The following is a 15,961-nucleotide window of genomic DNA, read 5'->3' as shown; positions in this document are numbered from 1 at the left end:
ATTCAGTTGTCGCACAGCCCGGGAATCCAGGCAGAAATAGCCCATGCCACAACCCGCGAACGGGCTGCGGCATGGGCCGAAACTGCAGCAGGGCGATCAGCTGGCGACGCTGCGAATCTGCTGGGCAAGCACCTCTAATCCATCGCGCAGCAGTGCTTCGCCGATCACCAGCGGCGGCAGCAGGCGCAGCACATTGCCGTGCGTACCGCAGGTCAGGGTCAGCACCCCGGCTCGATGGCAGGCCTTGGAAACCACCGCGGCTGCATCGGCGCGCGGCGCCAAGCTGCCCCGGTCGGCGAACTCGATAGCCAGCATGGCTCCGCGGCCGCGGACCTCGGCAACCACCGGGCTCTGCTGCATCAGTGGTTCAAGAACCTCGCGGGACACCCGCTCGATGAGCTGGGCGTTATCCAGAAGCGTCCCATCCTCGAACTGCTCGAATACAGCCAGCGCCGCTTCGCAAGCCAGCGGGTTGCCAGCATAGGTGCCGCCCAGGCCGCCAGCGTGAGGGGCATTCATCAGCTCGGCGCGCCCAGTCACCGCGGACAGCGGAACTCCGTTGGCCAGGGCCTTGGCCGTGAGGATCAGGTCACCTGCCACGCCCTCGTGCTCCGAAGCGAATAGCTTCCCGGTGCGCCCCATGCCGGCCTGGATCTCGTCGATGACCAGCACAATACCGTGCTTGTCGGCCAACTTGCGCAGTCCCGGGATGAACCCGGCCATCGGGACAACGAAACCTCCTTCGCCCTGAATCGGCTCGATCACCATCGCGGCGAAAGTCTGGGGGCCGTAGTCCATCAAGGTCTGCTCGACGGACGCCAGGACCGCTTCGACGGTGGCCGCTCCCCCAGAGGGCCGCAACGGGTTGGCCGAGGCGGCGCGCACGATATGCTCGGGCATCGGGCCGAAATTCATCTTGTACGGATTGATCTTGGCAGTCATGCCCATGGTCAGCAGCGAACGGCCGTGGTAGGCCTCGTCGAAGACCAGCACGTTAGCGCGTCCCGTGGCAGCACGGGCGATCTTGACCGCGTTCTCCACGGCCTCGGCCCCGGTGGAGAACAGCGCTGTGCGCTTCTCGAACTCGCCGGGGGTGTGCTGGTTCAACCAGCTGCACACCTGGGTGAAGGATTCGTACTCGGTGACCATGAAGCAGGTATGGGTGAAGTCCGCCAGCTGCTTGGCCACGCGTTCGGCCACGCGGCGGTTGGCGGCACCCAGTGAAGTCACGGCAATCCCCGAGGCGAAGTCGATCAGGCGATTTCCGTCGACGTCTTCGATAATCCCGCCATCGGCGCGGCTGACAAAGACCGGCAAGGTGACGCCAAAACCGCTACTGACCTGTTGCACCCGCTGCTCATGGAGGGCCGCAGAGCGCGGGCCGGGGATGCTGGTGGCAAGGTGCCTGGTCTGGGACAAGGTTGGGGCGTCGGTGGATGCAAGGGTTTCAGTCATGGCTCAAGCCTAGAAATCCCCGTGACACGCGTCATTGGTCATTGCATCCAAGTCCAGCATCTTTCTTGGATAATTTACCCAATGATCACGCTTTTGCAGCTGGGCACGGAGTTGGGCACCGAGTTCTTCCCTGCCAGCGCCGGAACCTTCCGCGCCCAGCCGGTCAGCGGGGTGCATGTCTCTGAGTTGGAAGATCCCACCACCTATCTGGACGGCGGCGAGCTGCTGCTGACCACCGGCATGCCATTCGCCGCGAGCGAGGAAGCTTCCCGCGCATACATGCGCCGGCTGCAGGACAAAAAGGTCTGCGCCCTGGGGCTGGGGCTGGGTCCATGGCTTCGCACGGTGCCCGAGCACGTCATCGCCGCCTGCGACGCTGCCGGCATAGAGCTGGGGATCGTCCCGGACCAGGTGCCCTTCCAGAACATTTCACGGGCATACTGGCGCCTGGCCTCACGTGATCAGGCTTCGAACCTGATGGGTTCCTTGGGCACGCAGACTGCCTTGGCGCGTGCCGCCGTACGCCCGGATGCCATCAATGCAGTCGTGCGGGGCTTGGCTGAGGCAGTGAACGGCTGGGCCGCCTATCTTTCCGTCGATTCCCGGCCGGCGGCCTGCTACCCGGCATCCGCCGAAGCGTTCCTGGGCGAACTCCGCCACGAGTCCATGCGCTTTCGGCGCAATGGCATGCCCTCGGCGTCCACCTTCGAGGTCCAGGGCCACGAAGTTGCGCTCTATCCCATCCTGTCCGGAACCACGATCCACGGATATCTCGGAGTTGCCGCCGGGCGCAGGCCGACCAAGGCCGACCGGCAGATCATCATGACGGCCTACACGTTGCTCTCCTTGCGCGCCAGGCAACGGGAATTGGCTGCCAGCACGAATAACGCGCTCAGCTCGGCCACCGCAAAATTGTTGCTGCATGGCCAGCCCGAGGCGGCACGCCTGGTCGGGGAAGAAGCCGGATTGGGCAGAATACCTGTTCGTGTGCGAATCCTGCTGTACCGGGCAGGTGCCGATACCGATGCAGCAACCGCACTTCATGCGCTGCCCTCGCTGGCGCGCCCCGCCGCATTGCCCGATGTCGCCGCAGCGGTACGCGAGTGCCAGCTTCACTATGAGGACGGCGTCGAACATTATTTGATACTTCCCGAACCCGCAGACAGTTCCGGCAATGGCGAGGCAGTGGCACCGCAGGCTGCAACCGCAACGGGCCCGATGGCGTGCGGGCGATTCGATTCCCCCGCACCCGAAGTCCACGCCGTGCTCTCCCAACCATTGAACTTGGCCGAGATCCCTGCCAATTTGCCTGCCCTGCGCCAAGCGCTGGACGCTGTCCCGTTCGGGACCATGGCCTGCGGCGCCCCGGGCTTCGATGCCAGCGCAGAGACCTGGGTCAAGGCCCTCGCAGCGTACGCGCGCGCCGATCTGCTCTCCGCGGTCACCTCCTACCTGCGCCATCGCGGCCATTGGGAAGAAGCCTCCCGCGAATTGGGCATCCACCGAAATTCCTTGCGCCACCGCATCACCGTGGCCCAGGAATTGCTTGGCGCCAATCTCGATGATCCGGATGCCGCCGCCTCGCTCTGGCTGGCCCTTCGCCGGGCACAGAAATAGGCACGCCGCAGTCTCTGCAATAGCCAGATCCCGCGGCGTGCCCTAGGTACAGCCGTCAGCCCTTGAGCCGAGTCCGGCTATCGTGCGGCGCACTGGCGCGTCGCGTTGCTGCGGCGTCCGGGCCGGTGGCACCGAGCTTGGCTTGCTGGCGGATGCTCAGCTTCTGCAGCAATTCCTCTTCCGCGAATTCGCCCGGCGCAATCCCGCGTGGCACCCGCAGCAAGAAGGCCATGCCCAGGATCCACCAAGCGGCGAAGAGCAGCCACGGCTGCCACCCGATGGCCGCCGGCATTCCCGGAAGATACAGCGAAATCAGGCCGGCGCAGAAGACCACCGACAGTACGCCGATGACCTTGCCGCCGTTTCCCGCACCGCCCACGCACAGCGGGCGTTGCATCTGCGGTTCGCGCTGGCGCAGAATCAAGAACGCCACGCCCACCAGCAGGTAGGCGATCACGATCGACGGCGAACCGGAATCCACCAGCCATCCGAGCATGGCGGTGCCGAAGAATGGAGCCAGAATGGAGAGGCCACCAATGAACAGCAGTGCATGGCTCGGTGTGCGGTGCTTCGGATGCAGGTAGGCAAACCAGCGTGGCAGCATCCCGGAACTGGCCATCGCGTACATCAGTCGCGAAGCACCCATCAGCAACGAATTCCACGAGGTGAGGATGCCGGCAATGCCGCCGGCGATCAGCACCTTTGACATGATTTCGGAATTGAACAGTGCCCCCATCGCGTCGGCAGTGGCAAGTTCGGATCCGGAGAGCGCCGAAGCGCCCATTCCCGAGGCGGTGGCCAGGATGATCCCCACATACCAGGCGGTGGCGATCAGCACCGAAATCACCACGTACTTGCCAATTTTTCGCGGGGCGATGTCGCATTCCTCGGCGGACTGCGGGATCACGTCGAAGCCGACGAACATGAACGGCACCACGATCATCACGCCGAAGAAGCCGGCCACCCCGTTTTCGAAGAATGGTTCCATATTCCTGCTCTCGCCCCCGGTGAATGCGCCAGCAAGCAGCATTGCGCCGATGACGAAGAGGAAGAGCACCACGAAGGCCTGCACTACACCGGCGGTCTTGATACCCCGGATGTTAATCCAGGTGATCGCTATCGCACCGGCGACACCGACCAGCGCCCAAGTCAAGTAGACCTCTGAGCCAGCGATCTCCCATAATCTGATCTGCGAAAGCTCCGGGAAGAGATAGAGCACGGATTTGGGCAGTGCCACTGCTTCAAAGGCCACGATCGCAATGTAGCCGCCGACGATGGCCCACGAACCGGCAAAAGACCAGCGGGCGCCCATGGCGCGCAGCAAGTAGTTGTGCTCACCGCCTGCTTTCGGCATGGCCGCAACGAGTTCGGCATAGGTCAGGCCAACTACCGCCATGATGCCACCGCCAACCAGCATAGCCAGCGTGGCTCCGAACGGGCCGGCGGTGGTAATCCAGTCGCCGGTGAGCACGACCCAGCCAAAGCCGATCATCGCGCCAACGCCTATGGCCAAGGCATCCCAGCGGCCGAGGACCTTCTTGAGGCCTGGTTCTGCGGTGTGGTTCTTCGCGGTTTTTCCTGACATGGCAACCCCTTCTGGAAAGTTGATCAGGATCACACTATGCAAAATCGCGCCAAAGGGTATTGGATGTTTTGACTACATTTCAGGCTATTTTGCCCAAATCGGGAGGCTAGGCCTCGCCGGAGCGCTTCTTGCTGGCTTTCACCAGCGCGCGGTCGACCTCGTGAATGCCCAGGCAGAAGCCTGCGGACATGACCAGCGATTTGATAGTCAGTTCGGAAAGGTCATCAGCTACGTACACCAGCTGGATCGGTCCGGCCAGGACCAGCAGGACACCTGTCCACAGCACATACGCCCACGAGGTGCGTGCCTGCGCCATCACCGGGAAGCGTGCCCGTCGGCGAATCGTCCGCACGCCAATGGTGACAATGACGACGGCCAGAATCGCGGCGCCAATGAAGAAGAAATTGCGTTGGGTGCGGATCCAGGTCAAGGTGGTGCCAATAAGAACGCCGAAAAGTATCGAAGCCCACCAGCTGATACTGCGCAGTTGATCTTGCGCAGCGGTTGTTTCGCCTGTCCTCACGCCTCTCCCATCACTGATTGTCCCGAGCGCCCGGAACAACGCATCTTTCCTAGAATACGCGGTTCATCTCCCCGCAGACGAACGCGCAGCCGCACTGCGCATGCCGTGCCATGGCAGCAAGCGCAAGGGATTGGCGTCATGAGAGGATCAGCGTCCAGGTAACCACGGCAACCTCATCAGAATCGTTTTCCCAGCTATGCGGTTCACGCCCGGGGAAGGTGATCGTATCGCCTGCTTCGAGTTCTACCCGCTGATCAGGCAATACCAGGATGAATTTTCCAGCGATCACGTGCAGCACTTCCAGCTCGCAATCCACCGAATACAGTTCCGCTTCACCGGTGCCCTTGGGCGCAATCTCGGCGCGAATCATCTGCACCCGCTTCTCGCTGCGCGGCGTGACCAGCTGCTCCGTGATGCCGTCACCGCCCAGGGAAACACGGGGCGCCTGCTCCAGTCGGACCAGTTTCGTTTCAGGAACCTCGAAGAGGGTACCGACCTCCATGCCCAGCACTTCGCACAACCGCAAAAGAGTCGAAACCGAAGGGCTGGTCAGGTCGCGCTCCACACGCGAGAGGAAACCCTTGGTCAGTCCGGATAGCTCGGCGACCTGGTCAATGGTCATACGCTGGGTCTGCCGCACCCCGCGCAGCCTCGCACCGATATTGATCGCAGCACCGGTTGGTTCAACTGGCAAGGTTTTCATCGTTTGGCTCCTCGACGTTTTCTGCAGCAACAACCGCAACCACTTTGGCTTCAAGGCCTGCGGGGCAAGTTTACCAATGGTAAACACACCGCGCCCTCTACCGCGAGGCTGCAGCGCTCACTAGACTCTGTTCATGGACAGCACCAAGGACAAGCTCTGCGGGTACCTGAACAACGCGCGCGAGAATGCAATCTACAAGGCAGAAGGCCTCGCCGAACACCTGGCACGCACTCCGCTCACCCCCACAGGCACCCATATCCTGGGAGTGCTGCACCATTTGGCGATCAATGAATACGAATATTTCGGCACCTGCCTCAAGCGCAGGGCCGATGACCGCTACGTTCGCGAATTCATTGCGCCGCATGATCCCGACGCGGATTTCCTCCCGCCAGCAGATATGGATGCGCAACAGCTGATCGGCCTGTATCGGAAAGCCATCGCCTTCGCCGATGAAGCCATCAGCGACCTGCCCCTGGACTGCCCCGTAGAGGTACCGTGGTGGGGGCCAGCTGGCAAAACCACCTTGGATCACCTGCTCATCCATGCGCTCGCCGAGACCTCCCGGCATGCAGGGCATCTGGATATTATTCGCGAGCAGCTCGATGGCCGTGCTGGCTGGACCGCGCAGCTGGATCTGCTGCCCGGCTACACCGCGGGACAATGGGCCGAACAACGCGAGAAGCTGCAGCAACTGGCCAATGCCTTTGCCCCGGGCAGCTGAGCCGCAGTCATATTACGCATTCGGACTTCACCGCGCCCTGCCACCGGCGGTACCATCGGAAATGTTGCTTCACGAGACGCGGCGCCAAGCTCCGACTGGCCGCGCACCAACCCCAAGTTCATGGGTGGTTCGGATGAGGAAGCGGTCCGCGCACCAACAGGTGCACGGGCAAGAGCTCGCAAGAGAGTTGACCTCCATGGCATATCCGATTCTGCCCGTCATCGACCGCCAGACCGGCCAAGTGCAATTCAAGGCCGAGGGGCGCTGGCGCACCCGCTACGTTGCAGATCCGCTCAGGCTTGAACGGCTCATTGCCCGTTGCGCCCGCAGGCCGACCTATGATCCGGCCACTTCTGAATTGCAGCTGGTGCTGCCGGTATCCGGAAATCCCGCGGGCAAGAGAATTGCTTTTAGCCTTGCCAAATTCCCAAGTGCAGGAGCCCTGACTAAACTGGGTGGTTGATCCGATCCACGGGTTTCATTGGAAAATCCATGTTCCAGGAGAGTCATCGTCGCGATGCCACAGCACCCAGAAACCGAACCTACCAAAGCGCAGATCCAGCGATGGCGCAAGTATCTCGCAGATGAAGTCGCCGAAGGCTCCATCTACAGGGCCCTCGCGGAAAAGAAAACCGGTCAAGAACGGCAAATCCTGCTGGGCCTTGCAGAGGCGGAAGCCCGCCACGAATCCCACTGGCGCGTCCTGCTCGGCGAGCATTTCAAGGAAGTCCGCCCGTCGCTGCGACGCACCATGCTGCGTTTCCTGGCATTGCATTTCGGTTCGGTCTTCGTGCTGGCCATGGCCCAGCGCTCCGAAAGCAGTTCGCCCTACCGCGACGACAAGGACGCCACCGCGCAGATGGCGGCCGACGAACAGGTCCACGAAGAGGTCGTCCGGGCGCTGGCTACAGCAGGCCGTGCGCGCCTTTCGGGCAACTTCCGCGCTGCGGTCTTCGGCGCCAACGACGGGCTGGTTTCCAACCTGGCGTTGATCATGGGTATCGGTGCGACCGGTGTTTCAGCGACCTTCGTGCTGTTCTCCGGTGTTGCCGGTTTGCTGGCCGGCGCACTGTCCATGGCAGCTGGCGAGTACGTCTCGGTGCGTTCCCAGCGCGAGCTGCTGACCGCCTCGCGACCAACCCAGGTCACGCTGACCGCCGCCCCGAACCTCGATCTGGACGCCAACGAGCTGGTGCTGATCTACAAGGCCCGCGGAATGAGCGATGAAGATGCAGCGCACCGGGCCGCAGAACGCATGGGCCTGTTCACCTGCGATTGCAACCCCGACTTCTCGTTGAACCCGGAAGGCCGCGGCGAAGAACTCGAGAAGGAGCACCAGGAACTGGGGTCGGCCACCGGCGCGGCGGCCACCTCGTTCATCCTTTTCGCTTCCGGCGCGGTCGTGCCGATCCTGCCTTATATCCTTGGGCTCTCCGGCATGACCGCGATCCTCGTCTCGGTAGTCCTGGTAGGCGTGGCCCTGATGATCACCGGAGGGATCGTGGGACTGCTTTCCGGTGCCTCCCCGCTCAAGCGCGGCCTGCGCCAGCTAGCCATCGGCTGGGGCGCAGCGGCCATCACCTACTGCTTGGGCCTGATCTTCGACGTCAGCATCGGATAGCAGCCTGCTGCGATTCGAATGCCGGTACAGCTTTGGCTCTACCGGCATTTTCCATGCCGTGCTCTAGCTGTTCTCCGGCCGCCGGGTACGCCGGCGCAGGGTTTGCATGCTCTGGATGAACTCCATCGCTTCTTCGGCGGTTTCCACCAGAGCAATCTTCTGTTCCATGACACGGTCCTTGGCCAGGGCCTGAAGCAGCGGCCAAGCAGGCAGATCCCTCGTCCAATAGTCCTTGCCGATCAGCACCATCGGCACCACGCGAGCACCGGTAGCGTAGTAGTTTTCGCAGGCATCCTGGAAGATTTCCTGCACCGTGCCAGCGGCCCCGGGCAGAACTACCAGCCCGCCGTTGGACTGCTCCAGCAGAATCGCTTCACGAATGGAATTGGTGAAGAACTTGGCAATCTGGGTGGCAAACAGATTCGGCGGCTCATGGCCGTAGAACCAGGTTGGCACGCCCAGGGACTGCCGCTGGCTCGGGAAACGCTCCTTGACCATCAACGCAGTTCTCGCCCAGCCGGTGCGCTGATGGATCGCATCTGGCGCTTCGGCCAGCATCTGCAATGCCGTAGCGACATCTTCTGGTCCGTAATCGGCCAGCCACGCACCGGCGTTGGCGGCTTCCATTGCGCCGGGGCCTCCACCGGTGGCGACCGCGTAGCCGGCCCGGGTAATCATGCGCCCAAGCTCCAAAGCTTGCGCATACTGCGCAGTGCCCCGGCTCATCGCATGCCCGCCCATCACCCCGATAATCGGGGTTTCCTTGAACGTGCCCTCGTACACCGCCGAGACCAGCGCCTGGCCAATGTGGTGATCATGCAGGGTTCTTGCCAGCGCATTGCTATCGCTATCGGAATTCACCGCTGCATGCTGCTGGGAGTACGCGTAGATCTTCGCATCAGGCACTTGCTCGTAGGTCTGCGTCCGGATCCCCGAGTACAACTCATGCGGCGAATACAAGCCGCGAGCCACCGTCTCGAAGGGAAGCTCCTCCCCCGAGCTCATGCACAGCCCGCCAGTGGCTTGCACGATCTGCGCTCCTTGCGCGGAATACTGGCAATCGATGAATAGCGCTTCGGAAAGATCCAAGGATTCCAGCACGGTATCCCGTTCGCGCAGATCAACACGGTGCACTCGCCAGCCTTTTCCGCGTGCGCGGTGGGAAGCCAGCGCTTCGGCTGCGAGACGGTCGAATTCAACGAGCGTCGTTATGTTCACTGCGCGTGCTGGAAGGTAGGGCCACACTTGGGACATGCGTCAACGCTACGTCATAGATAGTGATTATTCACAGAAAGGCCCTTCAACTTTCGCGAAGGCCCGGAACGTGAAACGATGAGAGGATGATTGAATCTGTTCCACCAACCATTGATGCCCGCCACTTATTGGCTTTTCTGGGCAACGTTCCTTTCTTCTATGGAAAGAACCTGGCTGCAGAAGCAAATTCCGTGGTTGACGTGGAATTCGACGAAAGCACCCACCAGATCGAAGGCACCGTCACCGATTCTGGCGAAGAATACTCCCCGATGATCCAGGTCCTCATGGACGGTGGAGAGTGGAAGATCGAATCGTGCGAGTGCACCTGCGACGCACCGGGCATCTGCTCGCACATCGCGGCACTGGCTATTGTCTCCAACAAGATCGCTTCCCAGCCACGCCCCGTGCCTGCCCGGGAAGAGAAGCCGAACACAGTTTGGTCGCAGCAAATCGATTCATGGTTTGAAGAGTCCGAGCCGGGCGCGGCCGATGGCCTGCTTGGTTCGCAGCACGATCCGGTAGTGCCGATGGCGCTTCAGTTCCTGCTCTTCGATTCGAAGGACGCCACCCAGCAGCAACAATGGATGCCGACCGGAACCATCCCGCACCCGACCCGCAATAAGCGCTTCCGCTTGGGAGTGCGCCCAATGGTTCGCAACACCGAAGGCCGTTGGGTTCGTGGCCAGCTTCGCTGGACCACCCTGGGCTTCAAGACCTACGGCTGGAACCTGCTGCGGGCGCAGCACCACTGGTTTACCCGCTTTGCCTCCATGGCGCGCAGCGACAGCCAGCTGCAGTTCAAGGTGGATGAAGACTGGCTGTTCCTGGACGAGTACGCTTCCGAGCTGCTCTGGCCACTGCTTGACCAAGCTGATGAGCTGGGAATTCCGCTGATCACGACCCGATCCGAGCAGCGCGTGCGCATCGTTGCTCCAGCCAGCTTCAGCATGCAGGCCTCCCTGGATGAGCAACGGCTGCAATTGGACGGTGTCCTGCACATTGCAAACCAGGATCTCATTCTCGATCCGGAGGCACCAAGCGGTGTCATCGCCGAGCATGGTTTCTATGCCCAGTTGGCTCAGCCTGATGAGATTTGGCTCGCGCCAAGTGTTGAGCCGATTCCTGACGCGCACCGCCGCTGGTATGTTGACCGCCGTCCGGTCACCGTGCCTAGGCCGGAGATCAACGATTTCTTTGAATCCTCCTACCCGCGTTTGGCCCGCCGTTTCGAGCTGCGTAGCGTTAGCGACGAGCTGGAATTGCCTGCTTTGAAACCGCCCTATGTGCAGGCGACCGTGGTCTACAAGCGCGAATTCAACGAGAATAACGAACCGAACGACACCGCCGCGCTGGACTTCCAGATCCTCTACCCGGGGATCCCTGGCGACCAGGAAGTGTATGACCTTGAGGCCGAGGAACTGCTTCAGGCCGCAGTGCATGAAGTTTTCCTGGTCCATGAAGAAAGCGGCAATCCCAACTTGTCGCCGAAGTTCTACGCCCGCGATGACACCATCGATTTCGTCACCGAGATCCTCCCCGCGCTGGAACGCATTCCTGAAGTCAAGCTGGTTGAGAAGGGCACCCGGCCGAAATTCCGTCAGCTGCGTGAACTTCCTCAGCTGAAGATCAATGCCGTGAATCATGAACGGACCGACTGGCTGGACCTTGGCTTGCTGATCACCGTGGGCAACCACGAGGTTCCTTTCTCGCAGATCGTCGAGGCCATGAGCAATGGCCAGATGAAGCTGCGCCTGCCGGATAACACTTGGTTCTCGTTGAACCACCCCATGTTCGCCAAGCTCAAGGCGCTCGTTGACGAGGCGCAGGCAATGAATGACAAGCCGAAGGAGGGAGACCTGAAGCTTACGGTCTTCCAAATCTCATTGTTCGAAGAACTTGATGAGATGGCTGAAGGCATTGACGGCGCGGACTTGTTTATCGCACGCATGCGTTCACTGCTCAAGGTCGCTGAAGCCCACCACGCGCAGGTGCCGAACACGCTGAACGCCCAATTGCGCCCTTACCAGGTTGAAGGGTTCCACTGGCTCTCTCGCCTGTACGAAGGCGGATTCGGCGGAATCCTCGCCGATGACATGGGCTTGGGCAAGACCTTGCAAACGATTGCCCTGATTCTCCATGCCCACAAGCTCTGGGCCGATCCGCAGGCATGTGCTCAGCTGCCCGCAACCCAGCGCACCCGTCTGCCGTTCTTGGTTGTCGCCCCGAGCTCGGTGGTTTCCAACTGGGAAATGGAAATCAACAAGTTCGCCCCATCCTTGCGGGTAGTCAGCGTCGAGGGCACCTTGCCTTCGCCACGGCAGCTGAGGGAACTGGCCGAGAATTACGATGTCATTCTCACGACCTATACCCTGTTGCGTCTGAACGACGAGATTTACGAGGCGCAGCGCTTTGCCGGCTTGATCCTCGATGAGGCGCAGTTCGTGAAGAACAAATCCACCAAGGCCCACCGCACCGCGGTGAACCTGCAGACCAATTTCAAATTGGCCGTCACTGGCACCCCGATGGAAAACAACCTTTCCGAGCTCGGTGCTTTGCTGTCGCTGGTTGCTCCGGCATTGTTCCTGAACACAACACGCTTTAATCGCCAATTCGCCCGCCCCATCGAAGTGCTGGGCGACAAGGACACCCTTGCATTGCTGCAGCGTCGCATCAAGCCATTCATGCTGCGCCGCACCAAGGAATCCGTGGTGCTGGATCTTCCGGCCAAGCAGGAGCAACAGCTTCTGGTGCGCCTTTCCGAAGAGCACCAGCATGTCTACGACACCCACCTGAACCGCGAACGCCAGAAAATCTTGCACCTGGTTGAAGATCTGGATCGCAACCGCTTCACCATTTTCCAGTCGCTGACCCATCTGCGCATGCTGGCCCTGGAGCCTTCATTAGTGGATCCAGCGCTGTCGGACGTACCTGGTTCAAAGCTGGAAGCACTCTTCGACCAGCTCGATGATGTGGTGGGCGAAGGCCACCGTGCGCTGATCTTCAGCCAGTTCACCTCGTATCTGAAAGTGCTTGCCGACAAGCTGACCGAGCGTGGCGTGAAGTTCGTTTACCTGGACGGCAATACCCGCAACCGCGCCAAGGTCATCGAGCAGTTCAAGGAAGGCGAAGCGCCGCTGTTCTTGATCTCCTTGAAGGCCGGCGGCTTCGGCCTGAACCTGACCGAAGCGGACTACTGCTTCTTGCTGGATCCATGGTGGAACCCAGCCGTGGAAGCCCAGGCTATCGACCGTACGCACCGCATCGGCCAGACGCGACAGGTGATGGTGTACCGAATGATTTCGCAGGGCACCATCGAAGAGAAGGTTGTGGCGCTGCAGGAAAGCAAACGCAAGCTGATCTCGACAGTGATGGATGAAGCCGATGGATTCTCCAAGGCCTTGACCGCCCAAGATATCCGAGGACTGCTTGAGTAACAGGTTGATTAAATCCGCCGTATTAGCAGGCGGCGCTCAGTAAAACCCTGTATATTCGAAGTGACCGATGATGTGCGCTACGCCACACATAGTGCGTTCATCGGACAAGCGCCCAGACGGATCCTCGTCCGGGCGATACGAACGACAAAGGCGGTAATAACCGTGTCCCTGATTAAATCGGAGACTCTCAGTACCCCCGATGATGACTGGATGAGTGCATCGGTGAGTATCAACAACGATCGTGTGGTGATTGAAACCGAACAGGAACGCCTGTCCCTGGAAAACGACCGGCTCCTGGAAAAGATTCGCAGAGTTCTGGCGTCTCCGCTCGAAGAGATTTTCTATAACCCGAAGCACCGAATGCTCCTGATTCCGGGCGCGTTCGCTGCCATCGGCTCTTCATTCCTGAGAGTTGATACTGAAGCTGCTGCCGGCCTCCGCGGCTAGCCTGCTTCGACTACATGCCCCAAGCTGCCCACCAGCAATCTTGGGGCATTTTTATGCCCTGTGGACTGAGCGCCAACCGCTCCTGAACAGCGTGCGTTTTTTACCGTCGGAAGCCCTCATTTGCCACCGGATTCAGGACCTTCAAGGGCACCGTTTTCGCGTTGGTTCGCTGTTTTCCAACCCCTGACGCTCCGAGTCCTTCGACACAATTTCGGCTTTTCGCGCACCTCGATCCACAACTTGGCCAATGGCTCGTTTGCCCCATGCTTCCGTGGGTATTCGGCGGTAGGTCCACGCAGGATTCGACTGCTCCCATGGGCACGCATACGCCCCTGGAGAGCCCCTCGATCAGGGAATTAATCCAATTTTTGGTAAACTTAATGATTGTCCGCTTAAGCGTTTCATCGCTCAATGCCGGTTTTTCGCCGGATTTTTGAGTAGAAATCTATCGATTTCGACGAGTCACACGGCGACCGCAACCAGCTCAAGGAGCAGCTATTTCGCTCCTCATTCTTGTGGATGAATATGGTCGCCGGCACCGGGACAAGATCAAGAAAGATATGAGGAGTGAAACTATGGAAGCAAAAAACACACGGAAGCAGCGATTCCTGAGGAAACGCCGCCTGAAGGTAGAAGACGTCAACGTCGTCGATAATTCGATGCTCAAGAAAGCCATCGGCGGTACCGTCGTTGGCAATCTGATGGAATGGTACGACGTAGGTGTCTACGGCTATCTTGCAGTAATTATCGGCAAGCTCTTCATGCCCGACACCGTCGAGCCTGCAATCCAAACCCTGTTCAGCCTAGGCGTATTCGCTGTCACCTTCGTCGCCCGCCCGCTTGGTGGCGTGATTTTGGGCCAGCTGGGTGACCGAGTCGGACGCCAGAAGATTCTGGTCTTCACCCTGCTCATGATGGCAGCGGCCACGTTTGGCATCGGAATCCTCCCGGATTACTCGGTATGGGGTGTAGCAGCACCAATTCTCCTGGTCGTGTTGAAGCTTGCCCAGGGCTTCTCCACTGGCGGCGAGTACGCCGGTGCTACTACGTTCATTACCGAATACGCCCCGGACAAGCGGCGTGGATTCTTCGCCTCGCTGCTGGATCTAGGTTCCTACATGGGCTTCGCCCTGGGTGCCGCCTTCGTCTCCATCCTCCAGCTGACCCTGAGCGACGACGTCATGGAAGGCTTCGCATGGCGCATTCCATTCCTGGTGGCCCTTCCACTGGGTGTTATCGCACTGTGGTTCCGCGCCAAGATCGAAGACACTCCAGCCTTCAAGGAAGCCCAGGAGGCCGCTAACCGCGCTAGCGAGGACGCACGGAGCGCTGCCGATGCCCCGAAGGGCGTCATCGACCTGGTGAAGACCTACTGGCGCGAATTGCTCACCGGATTCGTACTGGTATCGGCGGCCAACACCGCCGGTTACGCACTGACCAGCTACATGCCTACCTACCTCACCGAGACGCTGGAATACGATCCGGTGCACGGCAATCTGCTGACCCTGCCGATCCTGGTGGGCATGTCCTTGTGCATCCCCTTGGCGGGCAAGCTTTCCGATAGCGTGGGCCGTCGCAAGGTCCTGTTCATTGGTTCGGTTTCGGCCATCGTCCTGGCTATCCCTGCCTTCCTGTTCATGATGCATGGCCAGATCTGGTCCACCCTGCTTGGCCTTGCGCTGCTGGCAGTCCCGGTAGTCTTCTACGTTGCCAATCTGGCTTCGTCGTTGCCAGCGCTGTTCCCAACCGCCTCGCGTTACGGTGGCATGGGCATCTCGTACAACTTCGCCGTAGCCATCTTTGGTGGCTTCGCGCCGTTCATCATGCAGGCGTTGGTGACCCTGACCAAATCCTCCCTGGCTCCGGCCTTCTGGGTTATGGGCACCTCGGTCGCGGGTTTCGTTGCGGTCTGCTACCTGCGCGAATCCGCTCGCAAGCCATTGCCCGGCTCGCTGCCTTCGGTCGCGTCGGAAGCGGAAGCCATTGAGCTAGTTGAAACCCAGGACGAGAACCCTGACCTCGATGTCGAAGCGCTCTTCGAGCAGGTTCCTGAATTGGAAATGAACTACCAGCAGGAGATTGCAGACGCCGAGGCGGAGCAGTCCGAGGCTAGATAGCCTCGCAATAGGGTTAAGCGATGGCGGAGCCGGTTCCAAGCGGAACCAGCCCCGCCATTGTTGTATCCGGCTCAACGGCTAGGAGGATTGGCAGTAGGATTCATAGGCTGCTTGCGCAGCCCATTGAGCCATCGCATCCAGCCTCAGCTTGCAGTCAAGGATTCCGAATTCGGAGTCGGACCAGGTATCGAAGACCAGCGTGTAGCGGCTCTGCTGCTCGTTGAGGCATTGAACGCTATATGTGTAGGTCACGGGACGCGCTGCCCAGTAGCCCAGAAGCCCCGCAGACTGGTCGGAGCTTCTGATCAACGATTCCAGCCCGTCACTGGCATCGTAGGGCTCTTCGGCGACAGTGGTTTCGGAGACGGCGCTGGCTGCCATGAGCACTTCATTGACGTTGTCCCACTTGGGACGAGGGCTGAAGCTGATAGTCGAGCCGGTGGGTGCGTCGATCAGAGTTTGGCGCATCTGCTGATCGTGGAAC

13 protein-coding genes and 1 riboswitch are annotated in these 15,961 nt (G+C 60.5%); of the genes, 7 read left to right on the top strand and 6 right to left on the bottom strand.

The window, feature by feature from the left end; translation table 11 throughout:
• Positions 1 to 96 precede the first annotated feature (96 nt).
• Positions 97 to 1,455, bottom strand: a complete 1,359-nt coding sequence (locus CQ012_RS06055; protein ID WP_105657322.1) for an aminotransferase class III-fold pyridoxal phosphate-dependent enzyme — start codon at positions 1,453 to 1,455, stop codon at positions 97 to 99.
• Positions 1,456 to 1,536: 81 nt separating this feature from the next.
• Between CQ012_RS06055 and CQ012_RS06050 the strand changes: the two genes are divergently transcribed.
• Positions 1,537 to 3,072 (top strand): PucR family transcriptional regulator, encoded by a 1,536-nt coding sequence (locus CQ012_RS06050; RefSeq protein ID WP_105661608.1) that lies wholly within the window; start codon positions 1,537 to 1,539, stop codon positions 3,070 to 3,072.
• A 55-nt stretch (positions 3,073 to 3,127) separates the two neighbouring features.
• Here the strand turns inward: CQ012_RS06050 and CQ012_RS06045 are convergent, their stop codons facing one another.
• The 3 genes from CQ012_RS06045 to CQ012_RS06035 form a co-directional block, all read right to left on the bottom strand.
• Positions 3,128 to 4,657 (bottom strand): APC family permease, encoded by a 1,530-nt coding sequence (locus tag CQ012_RS06045; RefSeq protein WP_105661900.1) that lies wholly within the window; start codon positions 4,655 to 4,657, stop codon positions 3,128 to 3,130.
• 106 nt (positions 4,658 to 4,763) lie between these two features.
• A complete protein-coding gene (locus CQ012_RS06040) occupies positions 4,764 to 5,180 on the bottom strand; it encodes a hypothetical protein (protein ID WP_146112912.1) in 417 nt (138 codons plus the stop codon).
• A 136-nt stretch (positions 5,181 to 5,316) separates the two neighbouring features.
• Positions 5,317 to 5,883: a cupin domain-containing protein gene (locus tag CQ012_RS06035; protein ID WP_105661607.1), complete on the bottom strand. Its 567-nt coding sequence runs from the start codon at positions 5,881 to 5,883 to the stop codon at positions 5,317 to 5,319.
• A 133-nt stretch (positions 5,884 to 6,016) separates the two neighbouring features.
• Here CQ012_RS06035 and CQ012_RS06030 point away from each other — a divergent pair, with 133 nt between their 5' ends.
• From CQ012_RS06030 to CQ012_RS06020, 3 genes are all read left to right on the top strand, one after another.
• On the top strand, positions 6,017 to 6,604 hold the full coding sequence (locus CQ012_RS06030; protein WP_105661606.1) for a DinB family protein: 588 nt from the start codon (positions 6,017 to 6,019) through the stop codon (positions 6,602 to 6,604).
• Positions 6,605 to 6,671: 67 nt separating this feature from the next.
• A riboswitch (SAM riboswitch) is annotated at positions 6,672 to 6,785 on the top strand.
• Between the two features lie 15 nt (positions 6,786 to 6,800).
• Entirely contained in the window at positions 6,801 to 7,067 is a 267-nt protein-coding gene (locus tag CQ012_RS06025; RefSeq protein ID WP_105661605.1) for a hypothetical protein, read from the top strand.
• Between the two features lie 54 nt (positions 7,068 to 7,121).
• Complete coding sequence (locus tag CQ012_RS06020) at positions 7,122 to 8,225, top strand: VIT1/CCC1 transporter family protein (RefSeq protein ID WP_105657316.1); 1,104 nt, start codon at positions 7,122 to 7,124, stop codon at positions 8,223 to 8,225.
• A 63-nt stretch (positions 8,226 to 8,288) separates the two neighbouring features.
• Here the strand turns inward: CQ012_RS06020 and CQ012_RS06015 are convergent, their stop codons facing one another.
• Positions 8,289 to 9,479 (bottom strand): LOG family protein, encoded by a 1,191-nt coding sequence (locus tag CQ012_RS06015; RefSeq protein ID WP_105661604.1) that lies wholly within the window; start codon positions 9,477 to 9,479, stop codon positions 8,289 to 8,291.
• A gap of 86 nt (positions 9,480 to 9,565) precedes the next feature.
• Here CQ012_RS06015 and CQ012_RS06010 point away from each other — a divergent pair, with 86 nt between their 5' ends.
• From CQ012_RS06010 to CQ012_RS06000, 3 genes are all read left to right on the top strand, one after another.
• On the top strand, positions 9,566 to 12,913 hold the full coding sequence (locus CQ012_RS06010; RefSeq protein WP_105661603.1) for a DEAD/DEAH box helicase: 3,348 nt from the start codon (positions 9,566 to 9,568) through the stop codon (positions 12,911 to 12,913).
• 162 nt (positions 12,914 to 13,075) lie between these two features.
• Positions 13,076 to 13,360: a hypothetical protein gene (locus tag CQ012_RS06005; RefSeq protein WP_146112257.1), complete on the top strand. Its 285-nt coding sequence runs from the start codon at positions 13,076 to 13,078 to the stop codon at positions 13,358 to 13,360.
• Between the two features lie 575 nt (positions 13,361 to 13,935).
• On the top strand, positions 13,936 to 15,477 hold the full coding sequence (locus CQ012_RS06000; RefSeq protein WP_105661601.1) for an MFS transporter: 1,542 nt from the start codon (positions 13,936 to 13,938) through the stop codon (positions 15,475 to 15,477).
• A 78-nt stretch (positions 15,478 to 15,555) separates the two neighbouring features.
• On the opposite strand, the gene CQ012_RS05995 is transcribed toward CQ012_RS06000, so the two are convergent.
• Positions 15,556 to 15,945: a hypothetical protein gene (locus CQ012_RS05995; protein WP_146112345.1), complete on the bottom strand. Its 390-nt coding sequence runs from the start codon at positions 15,943 to 15,945 to the stop codon at positions 15,556 to 15,558.
• Between the last annotated feature and the right edge of the window lie 16 nt (positions 15,946 to 15,961).

Source organism: Arthrobacter sp. MYb214, assembly GCF_002979865.1.
GTDB lineage: Bacteria > Actinomycetota > Actinomycetes > Actinomycetales > Micrococcaceae > Glutamicibacter.
This window is presented reverse-complemented; position numbering and strand designations above follow the sequence as displayed.